This is a genomic window from Pedobacter alpinus (assembly GCF_042684645.1).
Classification (GTDB): Bacteria; Bacteroidota; Bacteroidia; order Sphingobacteriales; family Sphingobacteriaceae; genus Pseudopedobacter; species Pseudopedobacter alpinus.
The window spans coordinates 143,109-163,042 of the sequence record NZ_JBHULV010000023.1; the positions used below are offsets into that span (position 1 = coordinate 143,109).

13 protein-coding genes are annotated in these 19,934 nt (G+C 32.7%); 6 read left to right on the forward strand and 7 right to left on the reverse strand.

What is annotated here, in order from left to right:
* Positions 1-17 precede the first annotated feature (17 nt).
* Both mqnB and ACFSSE_RS07745 read left to right on the forward strand, forming a co-directional pair.
* Positions 18-659: a futalosine hydrolase gene (gene mqnB, locus ACFSSE_RS07740; RefSeq protein WP_379043249.1), complete on the forward strand. Its 642-nt coding sequence runs from the start codon at positions 18-20 to the stop codon at positions 657-659.
* A gap of 152 nt (positions 660-811) precedes the next feature.
* On the forward strand, positions 812-1,636 hold the full coding sequence (locus ACFSSE_RS07745; protein ID WP_379043252.1) for a menaquinone biosynthesis family protein: 825 nt from the start codon (positions 812-814) through the stop codon (positions 1,634-1,636).
* 300 nt (positions 1,637-1,936) lie between these two features.
* On the opposite strand, the gene ACFSSE_RS07750 is transcribed toward ACFSSE_RS07745, so the two are convergent.
* From ACFSSE_RS07750 to ACFSSE_RS07765, 4 genes are all read right to left on the reverse strand, one after another.
* The gene (locus ACFSSE_RS07750; protein ID WP_379043255.1) at positions 1,937-4,000 is read right to left on the reverse strand and encodes a carboxy terminal-processing peptidase; all 2,064 of its coding nucleotides are present in this window, start codon (positions 3,998-4,000) and stop codon (positions 1,937-1,939) included.
* Positions 4,001-4,164: 164 nt separating this feature from the next.
* Complete coding sequence (locus tag ACFSSE_RS07755; RefSeq protein WP_379043258.1) at positions 4,165-5,700, reverse strand: glycoside hydrolase family 10 protein; 1,536 nt, start codon at positions 5,698-5,700, stop codon at positions 4,165-4,167.
* Between the two features lie 172 nt (positions 5,701-5,872).
* Positions 5,873-7,378, reverse strand: a complete 1,506-nt coding sequence (locus ACFSSE_RS07760) for a RagB/SusD family nutrient uptake outer membrane protein (protein WP_379043261.1) — start codon at positions 7,376-7,378, stop codon at positions 5,873-5,875.
* Positions 7,379-7,389: 11 nt separating this feature from the next.
* Positions 7,390-10,548, reverse strand: a complete 3,159-nt coding sequence (locus tag ACFSSE_RS07765; protein ID WP_379043264.1) for a SusC/RagA family TonB-linked outer membrane protein — start codon at positions 10,546-10,548, stop codon at positions 7,390-7,392.
* 371 nt (positions 10,549-10,919) lie between these two features.
* On the opposite strand from ACFSSE_RS07765, the gene ACFSSE_RS07770 reads away from it, so the two are divergent.
* Entirely contained in the window at positions 10,920-11,267 is a 348-nt protein-coding gene (locus ACFSSE_RS07770; protein ID WP_379043267.1) for a PadR family transcriptional regulator, read from the forward strand.
* A gap of 5 nt (positions 11,268-11,272) precedes the next feature.
* Entirely contained in the window at positions 11,273-12,910 is a 1,638-nt protein-coding gene (locus ACFSSE_RS07775; RefSeq protein WP_379043270.1) for a PspC domain-containing protein, read from the forward strand.
* Positions 12,911-13,034: 124 nt separating this feature from the next.
* Here the strand turns inward: ACFSSE_RS07775 and ACFSSE_RS07780 are convergent, their stop codons facing one another.
* Together ACFSSE_RS07780 and ACFSSE_RS07785 are read right to left on the reverse strand one after the other, a co-directional pair.
* Positions 13,035-14,165, reverse strand: a complete 1,131-nt coding sequence (locus tag ACFSSE_RS07780; protein ID WP_379043273.1) for an acyltransferase family protein — start codon at positions 14,163-14,165, stop codon at positions 13,035-13,037.
* 106 nt (positions 14,166-14,271) lie between these two features.
* Entirely contained in the window at positions 14,272-15,018 is a 747-nt protein-coding gene (locus ACFSSE_RS07785; protein WP_379043276.1) for a class I SAM-dependent methyltransferase, read from the reverse strand.
* A 54-nt stretch (positions 15,019-15,072) separates the two neighbouring features.
* On the opposite strand from ACFSSE_RS07785, the gene ACFSSE_RS07790 reads away from it, so the two are divergent.
* Positions 15,073-16,338, forward strand: a complete 1,266-nt coding sequence (locus tag ACFSSE_RS07790) for a glycosyltransferase family 4 protein (RefSeq protein WP_379043279.1) — start codon at positions 15,073-15,075, stop codon at positions 16,336-16,338.
* 72 nt (positions 16,339-16,410) lie between these two features.
* Entirely contained in the window at positions 16,411-17,172 is a 762-nt protein-coding gene (locus ACFSSE_RS07795) for a glycosyltransferase family 2 protein (RefSeq protein WP_379043282.1), read from the forward strand.
* 76 nt (positions 17,173-17,248) lie between these two features.
* Here the strand turns inward: ACFSSE_RS07795 and ACFSSE_RS07800 are convergent, their stop codons facing one another.
* Positions 17,249-19,711, reverse strand: a complete 2,463-nt coding sequence (locus ACFSSE_RS07800) for a hypothetical protein (RefSeq protein WP_379043284.1) — start codon at positions 19,709-19,711, stop codon at positions 17,249-17,251.
* Between the last annotated feature and the right edge of the window lie 223 nt (positions 19,712-19,934).

Below are 19,934 nucleotides of genomic sequence, written 5' to 3' on the forward strand. Positions count from 1 at the left end.
AAAATTAAACCCGTAAAATGAAAATATTATTAGTTGCCGCTACCTATCAAGAAATTGAGCCATTTATAAAAAATTACTCCACAAAATTTGACACCAACCAATGGTTAAAAATTGACAAAAATGAGGTTAAAATATTAATTACAGGCGTTGGTATGGTTGCAACAGCCTTTGCAATGGGTAAAGCTTTTGCCAATGAAAAATATGATTTAGCTTTAAATGTAGGTATTGCAGGTAGTTTTTATAGAAACATAAAATTAGGGCAATTGGTAGAAGTTAGGGAAGATATTTTATCAGAACTTGGAGCAGAAGACGATGAAGAATTTATTTCTTTAGAACAACTAGAATTAGGCGAGGTTGAATTTACAGCTTCTGATAAAATTTTTATTAAAGAATCTTTTAGAAAAGTAACCGCCATAACTGTAAACACGGTACATGGCAATGAAGAAAGCATAAGCGACATAAGAGAACGTGTAAACCCAACCATAGAAACTATGGAAGGTGCAGCTTTTTTTTACGCTTGCGAAGAAACAGAAACAGAAGCTTTGCAAGTACGTTCAATTTCTAATTATGTAGAAAAACGTAACCGCGAAAACTGGAATTTACCATTAGCCGTTAAAAACTTAAACGATTGGCTAATTACTGGAATTAAAGCATTTTAGAGTTTAAGGGTTCGTGATTTTCAATATTGAGTAAAATTAACGATTATCAAATTTCACTATTGACTACTGACTATTCACTTTTGACTATTCACTATTGACTAATTACTGCTGATTAATAACTATCTAACTATTAACCACTTCAATAAAAAAACATGAAACTAACCTTAGGTTTTTCGCCTTGCCCTAACGATACATTTATTTTTGATGCGCTTATCCATCATAAAATTAATACCGAAGGGCTAGATTTTGAAGTAGTTTTTGACGATGTTGAAACCTTAAACCAAAAAGCTTTTAAAGCTGAGCTAGACATTACAAAGCTGAGTTACCATGCTTATGCCTATGCGGTTAAAAATTATGTTTTATTAAATGCTGGTAGCGCTTTAGGCTTTGGAGTTGGGCCAATGTTAGTTTGCAAAACAGCGCAAGATTTAAGTAATCCTAACTTAAGGGTTGGTATTCCAGGTAAATACACCACTGCTAATTTTTTATTGAGCTTAGCCTACCCACATTTCCAAAATAAAGTAGCAATGGTTTTTTCTGATATTGAAGAGAAACTGCTAAATGGTGAAATTGATTTGGGCTTAATTATCCACGAAAACAGGTTTACTTACCAAAATAAAGGCTTACAAAAAGTTAAAGATTTAGGCGAATATTGGGAAGAAGAAACAAAATGCGCAATTCCGCTTGGTGGCATTGTAATTAAAAGAAGCCTACCAAATGATATTAAAGAAAAAGTAAATCGTTTAATTAAAAAATCTGTCGAGTTTGCTTTTGCAAACCCAAAATCAGCTTTGGCATTTATTAAATCGCATGCCCAAGAAATGGAAGAAGCGGTAATGTACAAACACATTGATTTGTATGTAAACCAATATTCTGTTGATTTAGGTGTTGAAGGGAAAAAAGCTATTCAAATTTTATTTGCTGAAGCCGAGAAAAAAAGAATTATACCGAGTATTAGTGAGGATTTGTTTTTGTAATATTTAGTTAGCGAGTTAAACTTTAGGCTAATTATTATTTTGAGTTTTTAAGCTAATTCACTACAAAAAGCTATACATCATATCAGATTGTGATTGAGCTTGTAAAGCAATTACATCATTCACAATTTTACCTCATTTAATGATAATTTAAAGAATAGAAAAACGATGTTTTAATGGCTGTAAAGTATAAGGAAATGATAAAGCTAAACCTTATCATTTCCTTTATTATCCTAAAATAAGTTTACAGTTAACACAATAATCATATTATACACTCACATATAACATATAAATAAAACGCTTTTATTTCTTCACAATTTTAGGGTCCGAAATATAGTCGGTGATAATTTTTATAGTTTCATCTTGTATAAAATCAAAATTATCTTCTTTTACTATTTCATCCTTTTTAGTAATTACTGGCAAACCTCTTGTTATTCTGCGTTCATTTTCACGTTTTAAGTTTTTATCTTCCAACTCATCACGTTGTTTTTTTAAGGCAACTTCATTTAGAGGCAAAGAAACAACGGTATCCTTTTTATTAAACTCTTTAATATCTTGCAAAAGGTAGGTAAACTCTTTGCTGTTTTTCATTCTATTTTCATGATTAAGCTTTAACCCTGCAATGGTCTTAGTTAAATCAGCCACTTTAGTGTATGTGCTACTGGCAATTTCGTCCCAAGGTAGAGCAGATTTTTCTGAACTTTCTCCGTATTTATCTGCTGGGAAAATGTTCGGAAACTCAATATCTGGCACAACACCTTTATGCTGTGTAGAACTGCCGCTAATACGATAAAACTTAGCCATTGTTAAGTTGATTTGATCATCTTTGTCATCAAATTCTTTGTTAATGCGTTTCATTTGAATAGCAGATTGTACGGTCCCTTTACCATAAGTGGTGTTCCCAACAATAATTCCACGACCGTAGTCTTGTATTGCTCCTGCAAATATTTCCGAAGCGGATGCGCTAAACCTATCAATCATTACGGCTATAGGGCCAGTATATAAAATGTTCGGATCTTCATCTTCATCAACCTCAACTTTACCACGGTAATCTTTTACCTGTACAACAGGTCCTTCTTTAATAAATAACCCAGTTAAATCAATTGCTTCTGTTAAAGAACCGCCACCATTACCACGTAAATCTATAATGATACCATCAACATTAGCCAATTTTAAAGAGTCTAAAACAATTTTAACATCTCTGGTGGTAGATTTATAATTAGGATTTCCTTTTTGCATTTCTGCCCAATCTGCATAAAAAGCAGGGATTTCTATAATACCATAATTATAAGTTTTACCGTCTTTAGTAAAAGTTTTTATTTTCTTTTTTACCGATTGATCTTCTAAAATAATTTTCTCACGCACCATAGTCACAATTTTTGGAGTTGCAGACAAATCTTGACTTTTGGTTAATATTTTTAAACGAACAGTAGTTCCCTTTTTTCCTCTAATTAATTCAATCGCATTATCTAAACGCCAGCCAATAACATCTACAAATTCTTCAGAACCTTGTGCAACGCCAATTATTTTATCATCAATTTTTAGTTGCTTACTTTTATCAGCTGGGCCACCAGTAACAACACTTTTTATGGTTACAAAGTCGTTTTCTGAAGCTAATGTTGCACCAATACCTTCTAAAGACCTCGCCATATCAATATTAAAATTGGCAGCATTTGCAGGGTTAAAATAACCTGTATGTGGATCTACCGCATTGGTAAATGCCGACATGAAGATTTGAAAAGCATCTTGATTGTTAATTTTGTTAGACTGAGAAAGGAGATTATCGTACCTCTTTTTTAAAGAGGCCTTAATTGCAGAATCTTTCTGAGCTGTAAGTTTTAAATTTAAGTAGTCATATTTTACTTTACGCCCCCAAGATTGATTGCTCTCTTCTATATTTTTAAACCATCCTAACTTTTCCCTATCATAAACATAAGCATCCGGCTTTGTGAAATCGAAGTTTTGATTCAATTGTTTTAAGGAATAGTTTAGTCTTTCGTTAAATCTTTTTTGGTAGGTATTAAACATAAAGAAAGCCGCACTTAAATCTCCATTTTTTAAATCATCATCAAAAGTGAAACGATATTTCTCAAAATCTTTTATATCCGCTGCTAGAAAATAACTTTTATTACCATCCATTCCTTCAATATAATTATCAAAAATAACTCCGCTTAAAGAATCGTTAAGGCTAATTTTTTTATAATTAATAGAGGTTACCAAGCCAGCAATTTCTTTAGCTACTTTTTGTTGCCTAGCATCTGGTTTTAAATTATTAGAACCTGGTACATCTATATCCTGAAGGCGTGGTGCAGCTGTACAGGCAATTGTTGCTGCTATAAATACTCCTAAGAAAACTCTTTTTAACATGGTTTTAATTTTTTCGAAATCTGAAATCACTTTATATTAACGTAATGATGAAGATAATAATACTCTAACTAAACAAAAAAAGACAGTTTTTAACTGTCTTTCTTGTAACAAGTTTACGTATAAAATGTTTTTAAATGAACATTTAGTCAAAAATAAAATATTTTTTACCTGTTTTTAGGCTTTTTTATAGTCGTTTTAAAAGCAACAGAAGTTTCACTTTCATTTTTTACCCTGTCTAAAGCGGTTACAACATAAGTATATAATTTACCATGCTCAACTGTGGTATCTTCCCACGAAGTAATGTCTCCGTAATATATTTTTTTAATCGCTGTCACATCAGACACATCAACAGGTTGATTACCTTCAAACCTATAAACTACAAATCCATAAGCTTTTTCGCCAGTATTATCTACTTCGGGCAATTTCCAACTTAACAAAACACCATCCTTACCTTCAATACCTAATAAATTTTGTGGCTTATTGGGCGCAACAGAGTCTAACCAAATCATTAATGGCGGCAGAGCAGGATATTTATAATAATTCTGCTTTAAAGTATCTGAAACACCCAAAGGGTTACGTGTTAAAGATTTTGAACTAAAAAAAACGCTTCCTTGTACCCTTGCATTTGCTCTGTTATACTGAATTTGTCTTCCAATTTGCTTTGGGTTTCTCCAACTTAAATCTTTTGTTGCATTTACCCTGTATGGCGCTTGGCCAATATATAAATGTCTGCCATAAGTATTTTCACTCCACCAATCTACTAGGTTTGCATAAGGAGCCGCCTTAGTTTCAAAAGACCAATAAATTTGTGGATTGATATAATCTACCCAACCTTCTTTAACCCATTTTCTAGAATCGGCATAAAGTCCATAGTATGAATCGCCACCTGCGGTTTTAGACCCTTCTACATCCTGACTTTTATTTTTCCATATTCCAAAAGGGCTTATTCCAAATTTTACATAGCTTTTGTGTGCATGTACACTATCGTTTATTGTCTTAATTAATTCGTCAACGTTATATCTTCTCCAGTCCTTAATATCTTTAATGCCGTTGTTGTGAGCCAAAAATGCAGCTTGGTCATCAATAAACTGACCTTTAATAGCATAAGGGTAAAAGTAATCATCAAAATGAACACCATCTATATCGTAATTATCAACTACGTTTAATATAGTTTGGGTTATATAGGCTCTAACTTCTGGTAAACCTGGGTTAAAGAGTTTTTTACCATCGTATTTAAAAAACCAACTAGGTTTAGTTTTGGTGATATGATTTGGAGCAATGTTTTCCTCCTTACCATCAAATGTTGCTCTGTATGGATTAAACCAAGCATGTAGCTCCATCCCTCTTTTATGACATTCTATAATTGCAAACTCTAAGGGATCGTAAAAAGGATTTGGGGCTTGCCCTTGTTTACCAGTTAAATATTGCGACCATAGCTCAGTTCCTTTTGCATAAAAAGCATCAGTAGCCGGTCTAATTTGAAACATGATGGCGTTTATTCCTTGTTTTTCATGCGCATCTAACAGTTTTATCAGTTCATCCTTTTGTTGTTGGGTGGTTAAACCCGCCTTACTTGGCCAATCTATGTTAACCACAGTTGCCACCCAAACACCTCTAAATTCTCTTTTTGGAGGTTGGGAAAATGATATTTTAAAAAATGTTAAAAGGGATAAACTTAGAATTAAAAATTTTTGCTTCATTTAAAAGGGGGAGTTTTTTGAAAAAGCAAAGATAGGGAAAATGATAGAGTAGCTACATGCAAAATATAAATTACAAAAAAAGGCTGCTTTTAGGGCAGCCTTTTCTAATAACCTTAAAAATTATGCTTATTAAGTATTAATTACTCTAAAAAATATTCTATTTAAGCATAATCTATGGATTTTGCTGACTGGCATCAATAGCACTGTTAGCATCAATCTCATCTTGAGGGATTAAAAACTGCCATCTCTCATCTCCAGCAGGTACAAACGAAGTATTTGATAGCGCTGCTAGTGCAGTTGCGCTCAAATTAGGGACAGCGGTTCTATCAAGAGGTAAGTTCAACCTTTTCAAATCCAAAAATCTAAAACCTTCACCCCAAAGCTCCACACGTCTGTAAACCAAAATCTCATTAATAAGAGCTTGACCTGTATTTAAAGAAAGTACAGAACTAGGATTTCTTCTTAAATTAAGAGTTTGCAAAGTAGTTTTTGCTAAAGTTTCTTGACCAGGAGTTTTTGCATAAGCCTCTGCCAAAATTAAATACATTTCTGATGAACGCATTAAAGGCACATCACCAAATGTTGGGGCACCTTTAACTTTAATTGCAAATTTTCTGCTCATATAAGGTTGTCTTGCAAAGGCAGTAGTCGGTAATGGAAAATTAGTTGAATTAGGTGTTGGTTCCCACATTTTCTTCCTTACATCATCCGCAGGAATCAAGTCATATAGTGCAGAATTAATTCTTTTTGGGTTACCTCTCTGAAACGATGTATTTGCATCAAATGCAATTTGAGAAAAAAATGAACCAAATTGGTCTGCTTGGTCTGCAATCGGCATAGAGGCCCACATCATCTCAGAAATCTGAGTTACATCATTAAATCCAGTTTGATATGCTGCAACCGACATTAATGGAAATGCATTACTATCAATTACTTCTTTCGAGAACTTAATCGCATTTGGATAGTCCTGCATAACTAAAGCAACTCTAGCTCTTAGGCCTTTGGCCACATTTAGATTTACATGTGACTGATTAAATCTAGTTGTAACATTTAATGCGATTGCATCTTCCAGATCCGTTACAATTTGTGTATATACTTCTTCAACTGTAGCTCTTGGTTTATTAGTATCCAAAGATTGTATCAATATTGGAACACCTAATTGCGTATTTGGTTTTGTAGTTGCGTCGTACCTTTTACCAAACATTTGCACTAAATAAAAGTGACTGTATGCTCTAATTGTTAGAGCTTCTGCTTTAATTCTTCTCTTATCAGCATCACTACCTGAAGCATTATCTATATTATCAATAATATAATTGGCATTACCAATCATTCTATAAAACTGACGATAAGAATAAACTAACATGCTGTTGGTTACAGATCTGTGTCTTATGTATGAACCTTCAGAAGAAAACCAATTTGAAGATGAAATATGTAAATCTTCACCTAAAAATTCAAAATTTAATAATATTCCACCAACTCCAGGTCTATTTTGAGCACCATTTCTTTCAAACATGTACCTAAGAATGCCATTCAGTGCAACATCAGCATTCTCGGTTGTTGTAAACACAGCAGAATTATCAACAGAATCTGTAGGTGCTGTTTCTAAATAATCCTTTTTACAACTTACAGCACTCAACAAAAATATGCTAAGTGTAAGATATATAATTCTATTTTTCATTTTTATATTTTTTAAAGATTAATACCTAAACCAAAACTTAATACTCTACTAGGTAAAAAAGTATTTCCATTTAATCCATTAAATGACTCGATTGGACTTAAGCCTTTTCTGTAAGAAATTAAACCTAAATTTTCACCCGACATAAATAATCTTGCGCCCCTTAAATCAACTTTTGAAATTAGCTTCTTAGGTAAGTTGTATGATAAGTTCACATTAGTTAAACTAATGTAAGAAGCATCTACCAACCATCTACTTGATGTTGCATTATGGAAGGTTGTACTTGCAGCATCTAAACGTGGTATTTGAGACTGAGTATTAGTTTCTGTCCAAGAATTTAAAATATCAGCATGTAAAGCAGACCCATAATTGAATCCCATTAAACCTTGGTAAACACTATCATAAAACTTACCTCCAATTTGATAATTAACCAAAAAAGATAATTGTAAATCTTTATATCTGAACGTATTAGTAAAAGCACCAAACAAATCAGGGATTGCGCTTCCACTATAAGCGAACTTCGCATTATTTGCATCTATAACATAATCTACGCCTTCAACAGTCCTTAAACCTGTAGTCTGTCCTTCTTGCGGTACATAAAGTGCAGTTCCATCAGCAGGGTCAACACCGGCGTATTGTCTAAGCCAGAATTGATAAATATCCTGACCTTTTTCGTATCTTTTAGTTCCTGTTACAATAGTTGGAGTTTCTTCTGGTAGTTTTGTTATTTCATTTTTAAATACTGACCAGTTGGTTAATAAATTCCAATTAAAGTTTTGGGTTCTAATGATATCACCACCCAACTGAAGTTCAATACCTTTATTAGTCATAGTACCTACGTTTTTTCTAATCGTAGTAACTGGGTCAGAGAGCGGTTGTGGAACAGCAAAAAGTAAATCTCTTGATCCTCTATTAAAAACTTCTAGCTCTCCAGTTAATCTATTATCAAGCAAAGAAAATGCTACTCCAATATTTAACGTATTAACAGTTTCCCATTTTAATTCTGGAGTTGCAGCAGTTGCTAACAAAATACCTGGTTGATTACCATTATTCCAGCCTAAATCATAAAAAGCTTGATAGTTATAATAAGAGTTATTTCCATTTCCATCTAATAGAGCATCATTACCTACTTCTCCATAAGAAGCCTTTAATCTTAAGTCATTAACCCAGGAAACATCTTTCATAAAGTTTTCTTTACTTATTGACCAAGAACCACCTAAAGAATAAAATGTCCCATACCTAGATTTTGTAGAAAACCTAGAAGATCCATCCCTTCTCAGAGACGCATCGAAGAAGTATTTTTCATCATAATTATAACTAGCCTTACTAAAATAAGATTCAATTCTATAAACATCCTGTGAACCACCAGCACTTTGAGGTGTTACGAAATTTGCTAACTGAGTATTACCTGCTAATATTTGATTCACTTTAGATGAATTATTACTAGTAAATTCAAGGTCATAATTTTCATGTCCTACTAAAACATCAAAATTATGTTTTTGAATGTTCTTAGTGTAAGAAAGTATTTGATTTAAAGTATATGATTTAGTTAAAGAAGAGCTTCTTGTTGCTAATCCGTTAAAACCAGCTCCATCACCAACTATAGGATTTCTAAATTCATCATTAAACGCATTTCTCATATCTATGCTAAATGAAGGTCTGAAAGTGAAATCTTTTAAAAATTTGATTTCAGCATACGTTCTAGCGTTTAAGGCAACCCTTCTATTAACAATATCATTAAGTAACGTTTCGTAAACAATATTTCTGCCACTGGCTGCACCACCAGACGGACGGTTAATCGCACCAGGATGTTCCCCATAATCGTAAAACTGCTGCCCTGTGGCAGGGTCAATAATGGGAGCTCCTGTTGCATCATAAGCTCTTACTGGATAAATTGGAGCAATACCTCTTGCAAAATTAAATACGTTTACAAAACTTGAAGCACCTGTTGCGGCTAAATTGCCATCAGATAAATTTGAACCTAAATTTAAACCTGTTTTTAACCAACTTTTAACCTGAGAGTTAACATTAATTCTACCTGTCAATCTTCTAAAGTCCGTTCTTTCAATAAATCCCTTATCATCTAAATAACCGAGAGAAATGTAATAATCAGATTTTCCGGTTCTTCCGCTTATGCTTGAATTCAAATCTGTTCTTGAGCTAGTACGTTGAAGTGGGGCATACCAATCAAAATCATTGTAAAGCAATGAAGCATTAGGATTTAGCCTTCCGTCTGTACCAACAATCTGATTGTTGGGTACATTAAACGGATTGTAAAGTAAATTACCTTGTATTGTATTAGATGCCGAAGTAGCTGCAGCAGCAGGTGTTGCACCAGTACCAGACCTAGGATAAACTAAACTATTTCTTAAAGCTTGCCATGCAGCAGGGTAATAATCTAAAGTTCCAACTCTATCATACTCTGGTATTCCTCTTTCAGAAAAACCTTGATTTAAATTTAAACTTAACTGTGGTTCACCTAATTTTCCTTTTTTTGTAGTAATAATAATTACTCCATTTGCACCTCTTGCACCATAAAGTGCTGATGATGAAGCGTCCTTTAATAAAGAAACCGTTTCAATATCATTCGGATTAATATCGCCAATATTACCATCATAAACAGATCCGTCTAAAACATACAATGGCGAATTTGAGGCAGATATTGAGCCAAAACCTCTAATTCTAACCGCAGCACTGTTACCTGGTTGACCGCTGGCGCCGTTAACCTGAATACCTGGAGCTAGACCCTGCAAAATATTGGTAATATTAGTAACCACTCTGTTTTCAATAGCTGTAGCTCCTAAAGTTGCAACAGAACCAGTAATTGCTTCCTTCTTTGATGTTCCGTAGGCTACTACTACAACTTCTGAAAGTTGCTTATTATCTGTATCCATAGAAACGTTTGCCGTTCTTCCAGATACCGTTACGGTTTTACTAATAAAACCAATGTAACTAAAAACCAGCTGTGTAGAGCCACTTGGCATGTTGATGGAATATTTACCATCCAATGAGGTTTGTGTAGCAATTTTTGTGCCTTTAACTTCAACACTTACTCCTGGAAGTGGAGCGCCATCATCTTTCGAAGTTACAGTTCCTGTAACTGTTTTGTCTTGCGCAATCGCTGTTGATATTACGAGCAACAAGATGAATAAACTTTGTATAAGTTTTTTCATACAATTTTAATAAAGTTAGTTAGTAAATAGTGTTAATTAACTTTAAATATAAGTTATACTTTATGTTAAAAACAAATTTTTTTTTAACAAATTTTAACATAAAAACATAATAAACTCATTATCAACTAATTAATTATTTTACAAGTAATCTGGATATTAAATTAAATATTTATGTAATAAACTGGTTACAATTTAATATAAACGCAAAATTACATGCTTTTAATTATAAAATTAATAATTTAAACTATTTTACTATGCAAGCATAATAAGATTTTAATTAAAACTTCACTAAATCTTTATTGAGGAAAATTTTTCAAAATAATTAGTACTATGTATTACATAATACCAAATAATACATATATCTTTGTATTATGATAATCGATAACACTCAAACACAAATGAGGAAAGGTATTTTAGAATACTGCATCCTCACTATAATATCAAGAGGCGAAACTTATGCGTCTGATATTATTGGAGAATTAAAAGCAGCTAAATTGCTTGTGGTTGAAGGTACGCTTTACCCATTACTCACAAGATTGAAAAATAACGGCCTATTAGTTTATAATTGGCAAGAATCTACATCTGGCCCACCCAGAAAATATTACCAACTATCAGAAACTGGAAAGGAAGCTTTATTACAGCTTGACCAAACATGGCAAGACCTCGCTTTCGCAGTACAATCTAGTATAAACAAAAGAGATTCATCAACAAAAAACTAATCATCATGAACAAAACCATCATCATTAATATAAGTGGCGTTATTTTTCATATTGAAGAAGATGCTTACGAAATGCTTAAAAAATACATTGTTGAAATTAAAACTCACTTTTCCAATTATCAAGATAATTTAGAAATTATCAATGATATAGAAAATAGAATTGCAGAAATGCTTTCTGAGGTTTTACTAAACAACAATAAACAAGTAATTATTGAGACTGATGTTGAGCTTATCATTACAAAAATGGGCAAGGCTTCTGATTTTGAAACCGAGGAAGAAGAGAACTTTAAATCAATTGTTGAGGAAACTAATTTTTCAAAGAAATTATTTAGAGATACCGAAGATAGAATAATTGGAGGTGTTTGCTCTGGCATTGCTCATTACTTTGATGTTGAAGCTAAATGGATAAGAATAGCTTTTGTGGTATTGTTTCTATTTTTTGGGTTTGGATTACTGCCTTACCTATTGCTATGGATTGTGATGCCACAAGCAAAAACCAGAACAGAAAGAATGGAAATGAAAGGGGAAAAAATAAATCTACAAGCGTTTCAGAAAAACATTGAGGATGAACTTGAAGCGGTGAAGTTAAATTTTAACACTGCAAAAAAAAATATCCCCGCCATTGGTAATATAGGTGGTTTTATAAGAACAATTATTTTAGGCTTAGCCAATTTTTTGGGCAAAACTGGCAAAATAATTTTGAAAATATTTGGCGTATTTGTGATTATTGTAATTAGCATACTTATAATTACTGCATTCATAATGTTGCTAGTATTTCTTGGCTATGCAGGCAACACAGATGTTGCTACCATTTTTCCACTTAATATTGTTATACCCGAATTAAGACCTGCATTATATATTTGTGCTTTTTTGGTGATTTTTATTCCCTTATTAAGTGTTTTATTTTTTGGCTTAAGGGTATTGTTTAACAATAGAACAATTACAAAAACTGTAAGTTTTAGCTTATTGATGACATGGATTTTAGCTTTAGCCGTTGGTACATTTTGTATTGCTAAAAATGCTACTGAATTTAAAGAAGAAGCAAGTTATAGCGAATCTGTAAATCTTAAAACTAATGCTAACAATACGTATATACTAAAAAGCGGACAAGAAAGAACCATACAAGAAAAAATCTCAAAAGATGGAAATACCGATAGAATAATTACTATTACCGGCAATGATAGGGATTTTGACACTCCAAACAATGTGGAGTTAACATTAAAGGTATCAGAAAATACTACACCTACTTTGGTTAAAACCTTTTCTGCTAGAGGGAAAAACTTTAATACTGCTTTAGAAAACGCTTACAATATTGATTACTATTACCAACAAAAAGATTCTGTTTTAACTTTTGATTGGCAATCTGCTTTAAAAGGATTTGGTTTATGGAGAAGTCAGAAAGTAGAAATCAAATTACAAATACCGGCAAACAGTACTTTATTGATTGAGAGGAATTTGGCAAATAAGTTTTTGCGTTACCAAATGAACGAATGTATAGATGGTGCTACCAGCGAGTACATAAAGGTTACCGTAACCAAAGATGGCTTTGTTTGTAAAAAAACAGATGAAGCTATTGAAAGGCAAAAAGAGTATAATGAACGTTATGATAAAAATGAAGAAGTGGAGAGTTACGTTACTTTTTAATTTTTCTTGAAAACTGAAAATGCAACACCAAAATTTTTAAGCATCTAAAGTTTTGAAATTGAGAATTAACATATTAACTGATAAAGAGTGCAATTACACTCTTTATCTGCTTTAAAAAGCAATATTACACTTTAATAATGATATTCTTTCGATACATCATCCAAAGCACCAGATACCATATCAACACAAAAGTGATAGCGCCAGCCAAAGAAGCGTCATAAGAAGAAAGATAGGGTGTAAAAAAAGTTTGATATAAATACTGTTTTAAAGAAACCAAATCGCCGTTAACTGTTATTTTTATTAAACTCATGGACCTAGCAATAATGCCTGATGCGAAAAAAACAGTAATTGCATTTACACCATAAACTACAAACGGTTTAGTAAACTTTGTAAAACCTTGAACATCAATTATCCAATAACATAAACCTAAAACCATACTTGCTAAGCCTCCTGTGTAAAGCACATAAGAACTCGTCCATAAAGATTTATTTATAGGGAAAAATGTATCCCAAAACAATCCTAATAAAAATGCTATAAAACCATAAGTAAATAACCAAGCTACTTTTGTTTCCTGCGTTTTAAGATTGGATTTTAAAACAAGACCTATTAAAACGCCAAATAAACCTGTAGCAATTGCTGGTAATGTGGTTAACAAGCCTTCCGGATCCCAAGTTTTAGCAGATTTCCATACATGAGCCTCCGTAAAAATCAACCTATCAAGCCAGGCTCCTAAATTTGTTTCTTTGCCTAAATTAGCTGGCCCAAATCCGGGAACGGGAACAAAAGTCATTATTAACCAGTACGATAATAGTATTACTATAAATATTCTGAAAAGTGCTTTTGAATCAACTTTTATAAACAATAAGCCAGAAATTAAATAAACTATGGCTATGCGCTGCAAAACACCTGGAATACGAACCTCAGCGAAATTGAAAAAAGGAAAAAGAGAAAGCAAAAGTCCTAAAACAAACAAAGTTAAACTACGTTTTAAAATGCTTTTAATAAGTTTGGGATGATTATTGGAATCTTGTTTTGCCGAACTCATTGCAAACACTATTGAAACACCAACAATAAATAAGAAAAAGGGAAATATTAAATCAGTTGGTGTACAACTATTCCAGGCCGCATGTGCAAATGGTGCATAAATATGGCTCCAATCACCAGGATTGTTCACCAATATCATGGCGGCTACGGTTAATCCCCTAAAAAAATCTAAGGATAGTAATCTTTGTTTGCTCGGTACAGTTTGCATCATTAAAGAAAATTAAATACATAAAATTATAGCAGCGTGATATATGCGCTATTAAACTGTAAAAAGACTACCCTTTGTAAAAGTAGTAAATAATATTATAATTGGTAATTTATTTTGTTGCTTCTAAAACTATATATGGTGAAAACAACCTACTTTGGTAACCAAAAGGCTTAGTCAATAATTTTCCGGCATACCAAATTGTTTTTACAAAAGCTTTTGTAAATGTAGATTTTTGCTGTTTGTTTTCTAACCATACACTAAAACCACCAAAATAATAAGCATTTACATTTTTTAAGCCCAAATCTTTAGCTATAGTAACTAATAGTTGAATGTTCATGCTGCCAATATTATGCTTGTTGTAATTCTCTAAATCAAATGTTTTTTGCACAAAACCGTTTACTCCTTTAAAATTTGGCAGTGTAATCAAAAGCTTTCCGCCATCATTTAAATACAATAAATGCTGTGTTATTATGGATTTAGTGCTTTCAAAATGTTCTATTAAACCGCAAGAAAGTACCAAGTCATATTTTTGAACTGGCTGATGGCTAAATAAATCTGCCTCGATAATAGCAACATCTTTTTCTGCTAAACCATTTTTTTGAAGTAGTTTTTGGGTTAATTCTGGATAAACAAAATAATCTAATAGCGTGGTATTTGTTTGGTAAAACTTTTTCAGAAAAGTGGCGTAATAACCAGGAAAACCGCCCAGTTCTATCACAGAATTTATTTTTTGTTCTTTAAATAACCTGTCGAAAATTTCTTTAAAAACATATTTTTCTGGGATTACAAAGATGAGGTCTTTTTTACTTTCCCAATAATTTTTCCAAAAAAGTCTGTCGGTTAATTCGTTTGCCATAAGCTTAATGCAAAGAAAAGAAAAAGAACTCAAAGAATTGTATTTTTACAGCAAATGAAAGTTATACATTTAAACACTTATGATGGAAATGGCGGGGCTGGCAGGGCAAGCTATAGACTAAATACTGCTTTAAAACAAGCCGGCATTGACAGTCAGTTATACACCTTTATTAAGTTAGGCAAAAGAGAAGATATACAAGCTTTATACCCTAGTTTAATTGGAAAATTTCTTGCTACCATAAATATTTTAGCCGAACGCTATTTGCCAAGGTTTTATGAAAAAGATTTAAAAGTACCTTTTTCGCTTTCGTTTTTTGGGAAAGACATTCACCAACACCCTGCACTGCAAAGTGCAGATATAATTCATTTACATTGGATTAATCATGGGTTTTTAAATCCATCGGCTTTAGCCAAATTGTCCTTACTAAATAAACCTATTATATGGACAATGCATGACAGCAATACTTTTACTGGAGGTTGCCATGTAAGGTTTGATTGCCAAAACTATAAAACATCTTGCGGGTTTTGCCCACTATTAAAAGATGCAGAAAGTGATGATATCTCTCATAAAATTTGGGAGAAAAAAAATAATGCCTACCAAACTTTAAAACCAAGTTTTATTAGCCCGAGTAATTGGCTGGCTAATGCTGCGAAAAACAGTGGTTTATTAAAAAACAGATTTATTAAAACCATACCCAACACCTTAGAAACAAATATTTTTAAGCCTATTGATAAAAAAATTGCTCGTGAAAAATTGAACTTAAAAGTTGATGGTTTTATTTTACTAACGGGATTTATGCCGTCTAAAAAAGATGCTCATAAAGGCACTTCTTATTTAATTGAAGCAATTGATTTATGGATTGCAAAGCACCCAAACTTAAAAGATAAGGTTACTTTAATTGTTTTTGGGAATAGAAATAGCCAGTCTCCTCCCCCATTTAAAATTCCTGTACAATTTTTGGGAACTATTAATAACGATGAATTGTTAGCCCAAGCTTATGCATCAGCAGACGCTTTTTTAACTACTTCTTTAGATGATAACTTACCAAACACAGTAATGGAAAGTTTAGCCTGTGGCACTCCAGTAATTTCTTTTACTACCGGCGGAATTCCGGATATGGTAGAGCACAAGATTAACGGATATTTAGCAAAATATAAAGATGCTGAAGATTTTATGAAAGGGCTAGAGTGGATTTATAACCATCATAATAGAAGTGAGTTAAACAAAAATGCCAGAGATAAAGTAATGCGTGAGTTTGCTGAAGACATCATATCCAAAAAACATATTGAACTTTATAAGCAATTATTGGAAAGGGTTTGAAGTGGAGGTTAGAAGATTTAAAGCTTGGGGTGAAATATTGGTATCTCAATCAATTTAAAATTTAAGATTTTTATGGATAAAACATTTAAACCTTTATTATCTGTAATTACAGTAGTGTATAACAATGTACAACATATTGAACGCACTATTTTGTCTGTGATCAATCAAACTTATTCTGAGATAGAATATATTATTATTGATGGAGGAAGTAATGACGGCACATTGGCTGTGGTAGAAAGATATGCTTCAAAAATTTCTGTTTTAAAAAGTGAAAAAGATAAGGGTATTTATGATGCGATGAATAAGGGTCTAGCATTAGCAACTGGAGATTATGTGCTTTTTATGAATTCTGGAGATGAAATTTATAGCCATGATACGGTAAGTGAAATTTTTAACAAACCCCCTTTTGCCGATATTTACTATGGCGAAACCGAAATGATTAATGAGCAATTGGAAAGCCAAGGACAACGGAGGCATAAAACTCCAAAAAATCTTAATTTAAGTAGTTTTAAGTATGGCATGAGTGTGAGCCACCAAGCTATTTACATAAAAAGAGAAATTGTAAAGCCCTACAACTTAAATTACCAGCTTAGTGCAGATATTGATTGGATTTTAGCAGCTATTAGGAAAGCAAAATTAATTGTGAACGTTAATATTTATGTAGCAAAGTATTTAATTGGTGGGCTTTCTAAACAAAAGCATTTACAAAGTTTAAAAGAACGTTTTCAAATATTTAGTAAATATTATGGTGTTTTGCCAAACGCTTACAACCATATTATTATAGGATTTAGATTGGCGTTTTATTTTTTGAAGTACAATAAAACCAACGATTAATTTAGTGTTAAAAAAGGTTATAAAATAGAAAATCCCGATCTTTTTGAATCGGGATTTTCTCTTATTACTGGTTAGTTTAAGCTGGTTGCTTACGAGCAATCTCGCGGTAGATTGCTATTATTAAAATTAAAGATAAGAGAATAGATCCAAATAACGAAATATTTTCTCCTAAAAAATACGAAGTTGGTTCAAATTTCCATTCTATTTTATGATTTCCGACAGGTAAAACTGCCGCTCTTAACAGATAGTTAGCTCTAAAATATGACTTAGGTTCGCCGTCAACGTATAAATTCCATCCTTTTGGGTACCAAATTTCCGAAAACACAGCTACCACATTTTTATCTGCGGTATATTCATATTTCATTAAATCTGGATGATAACTTGTTAGTTTGATACTCCCATTTGTTGCAACACCTACTTTTTCGCCCTCTATTAAAGGTTTAAATTCTTCGTGTACAATCGCTTCTTTTATAGGGTCAAAAGAGCTAATGCCATTCATCTCCTCATCGTTGTTTTTTGCATATTGAATAGCGTTAACAAACCAAGCATTGCCCGTTGCTGTTCCGTTAGATTGCATGCTTGCACTTTGTCCATCTTTACCAGTAGTGATAAAATATTTGGTGTTCATCATATCCAAAACATCTTGGTTTAAACTACCTGTAAATTGCTTATCAACAACTTCTTGAAAGCGTTTTAATTTTGCAGCGTGGTAACCCCCAATTGTTTTATGAAAAGCAGAAGCATCTGCACTTTGAAAAGTTGAAATGCTTAAATCTAAAACTCTAAAATGAGGATCTCTATCTCTTAAAATAAACTCATCAACTTCACGTGGCTTAGCTTGTTGGTTCATAATGGCTTTAGCAACAAACTTTTCGTCATTTAAATAACGTTTATCTAATGACCATAAATCTGTAAGCACTACTAAACCAATAATAATTAAGCCTAAAGGCTGAGCTATTTTTTTATTAATTAATGCCCATAAAACGCCTATCCCTACAACTATGAATAAAATAGAGCGAAGAGCATCAGCCCTAAATAACGAAATTCTGTCTTCAATTAATGCAGAAGCAATGCTTTGACCAAAACTATTGTCACCGCCAGCAATCTGGTTTAATTGAGTTAAAAATTCTTGGTGGTTATCTGCTTTGAAACTAAATAATACGGATGGTATTGCTAATAAAGCTACCAATATACCTAAAACAATATATGCACTAGTTTTTAGTTTCTTCACAACATCTTTAACATCTGCGGAAGGTTTTGTAGCTTCAAAAATAGCCATACAAGCTAATATTGGGACACATAAACTGGCAATAACTAAATTAAATTCTACCGAACGGAATTTGTTGTATAGTGGGAAATAATTGAAGAATAAATCGGATACTAAACTGAAGTTTTTACCAAACGCTAAGAGAATGCTTAAAATAGTTGCGCTTAATAACCACCATTTTAACTTGCCTTTTACTATAAATAATCCAAAAATAAATAAGAACAACACAAAAGCCCCAAAATACCACGGACCAGATGTAAATGGCTTAGGCCCCCAATAAACTGGCATTTGCTGAGCAAAACCTGTAGCTTGGTTAATATCTGCTCCTTTAGCAACAATGGCTTTGGCAACGTTAGATTCTGCATCTAACATTGGCTGAGAAGCACCACCGTAAGCGTTTGGAATTAATAAGGTAAATGTTTCTCCAACGCCCTGACTCCATTGAAAAGCATAATCTTTATCTAAACCATTGTTAGGTCGCAAATTATCTGTAGTGATGTTTGATTTTCCACGAGTAGAAAACTGCCCATACTCATAAGTTGTCCATAAAGTACCAGCGTTAACAGCTACACCCAATATTGCACTTAATACAAGTACACCAACAGATTTACCAAAAGTATTCAGGGTTTTATTTTTATAGGCATAAAAACACTCAATTCCCATTAAAATTAATAAGGCTATAAAAAGATAATAGGTCATTTGGATATGGTTTGACCTAATTTCTAAAGCTACAAATAAGCCAGTAACTGCTGCACCTAACCAATATTTGCCTTTTAGAGTAAGAAAAATACCCGCCAATATGGAAGGGAAAAATGCAATAGCCATTGCTTGGTTGCTATGCCCCGCTTCAATAAATATGAAATTATAGGAGGAAAAACCAAATGCCAAAGCACCAACTGCTGCTAACCAAGGACTTAAACCTAAAACAATTAACAAAAAGTAAGTTCCTATTAAATAAAGTAATACAATATCAACGGGGTTTGGGAAAGAGGCTTTTATACCATCAATAATATGTGTGGTAATGTTACTTGGGTATTTTAACCAAATTTGGTAAGTAGGCATGCCGCCGAACATACTGTTTGTCCAAAGTGGGGCTTTCCCGTCAAGCTCATTATATTTCATAATTTCACTTTGGGTTGCCGCTGCTTTTTGCACATCACTTTGCATTAAAACCTTTCCTTGGAAAGCTGGAGAGAAATACACGAAACACAATATCAAAAAAAACAATATGATACCTATATGGATACCATTCTTCTTAAACCAATTACTCATTATAAATAAAATTACTGTGCATCAAAAATAGGAATATACTGCATCAAATGAAATCTATTATTTTTTAGTTGTTGAAATGGAGATTTTTTGGGATTTTCTATGTACTCTTTTAAGATGATAAAGTTTATAACCTGAGTTCAAATATTAATTTATTTTAAATCATATCTGTCCGAACAATTTCCGATTTCGTAAAACGGAATTATTAACTAATTGATTTACAGTT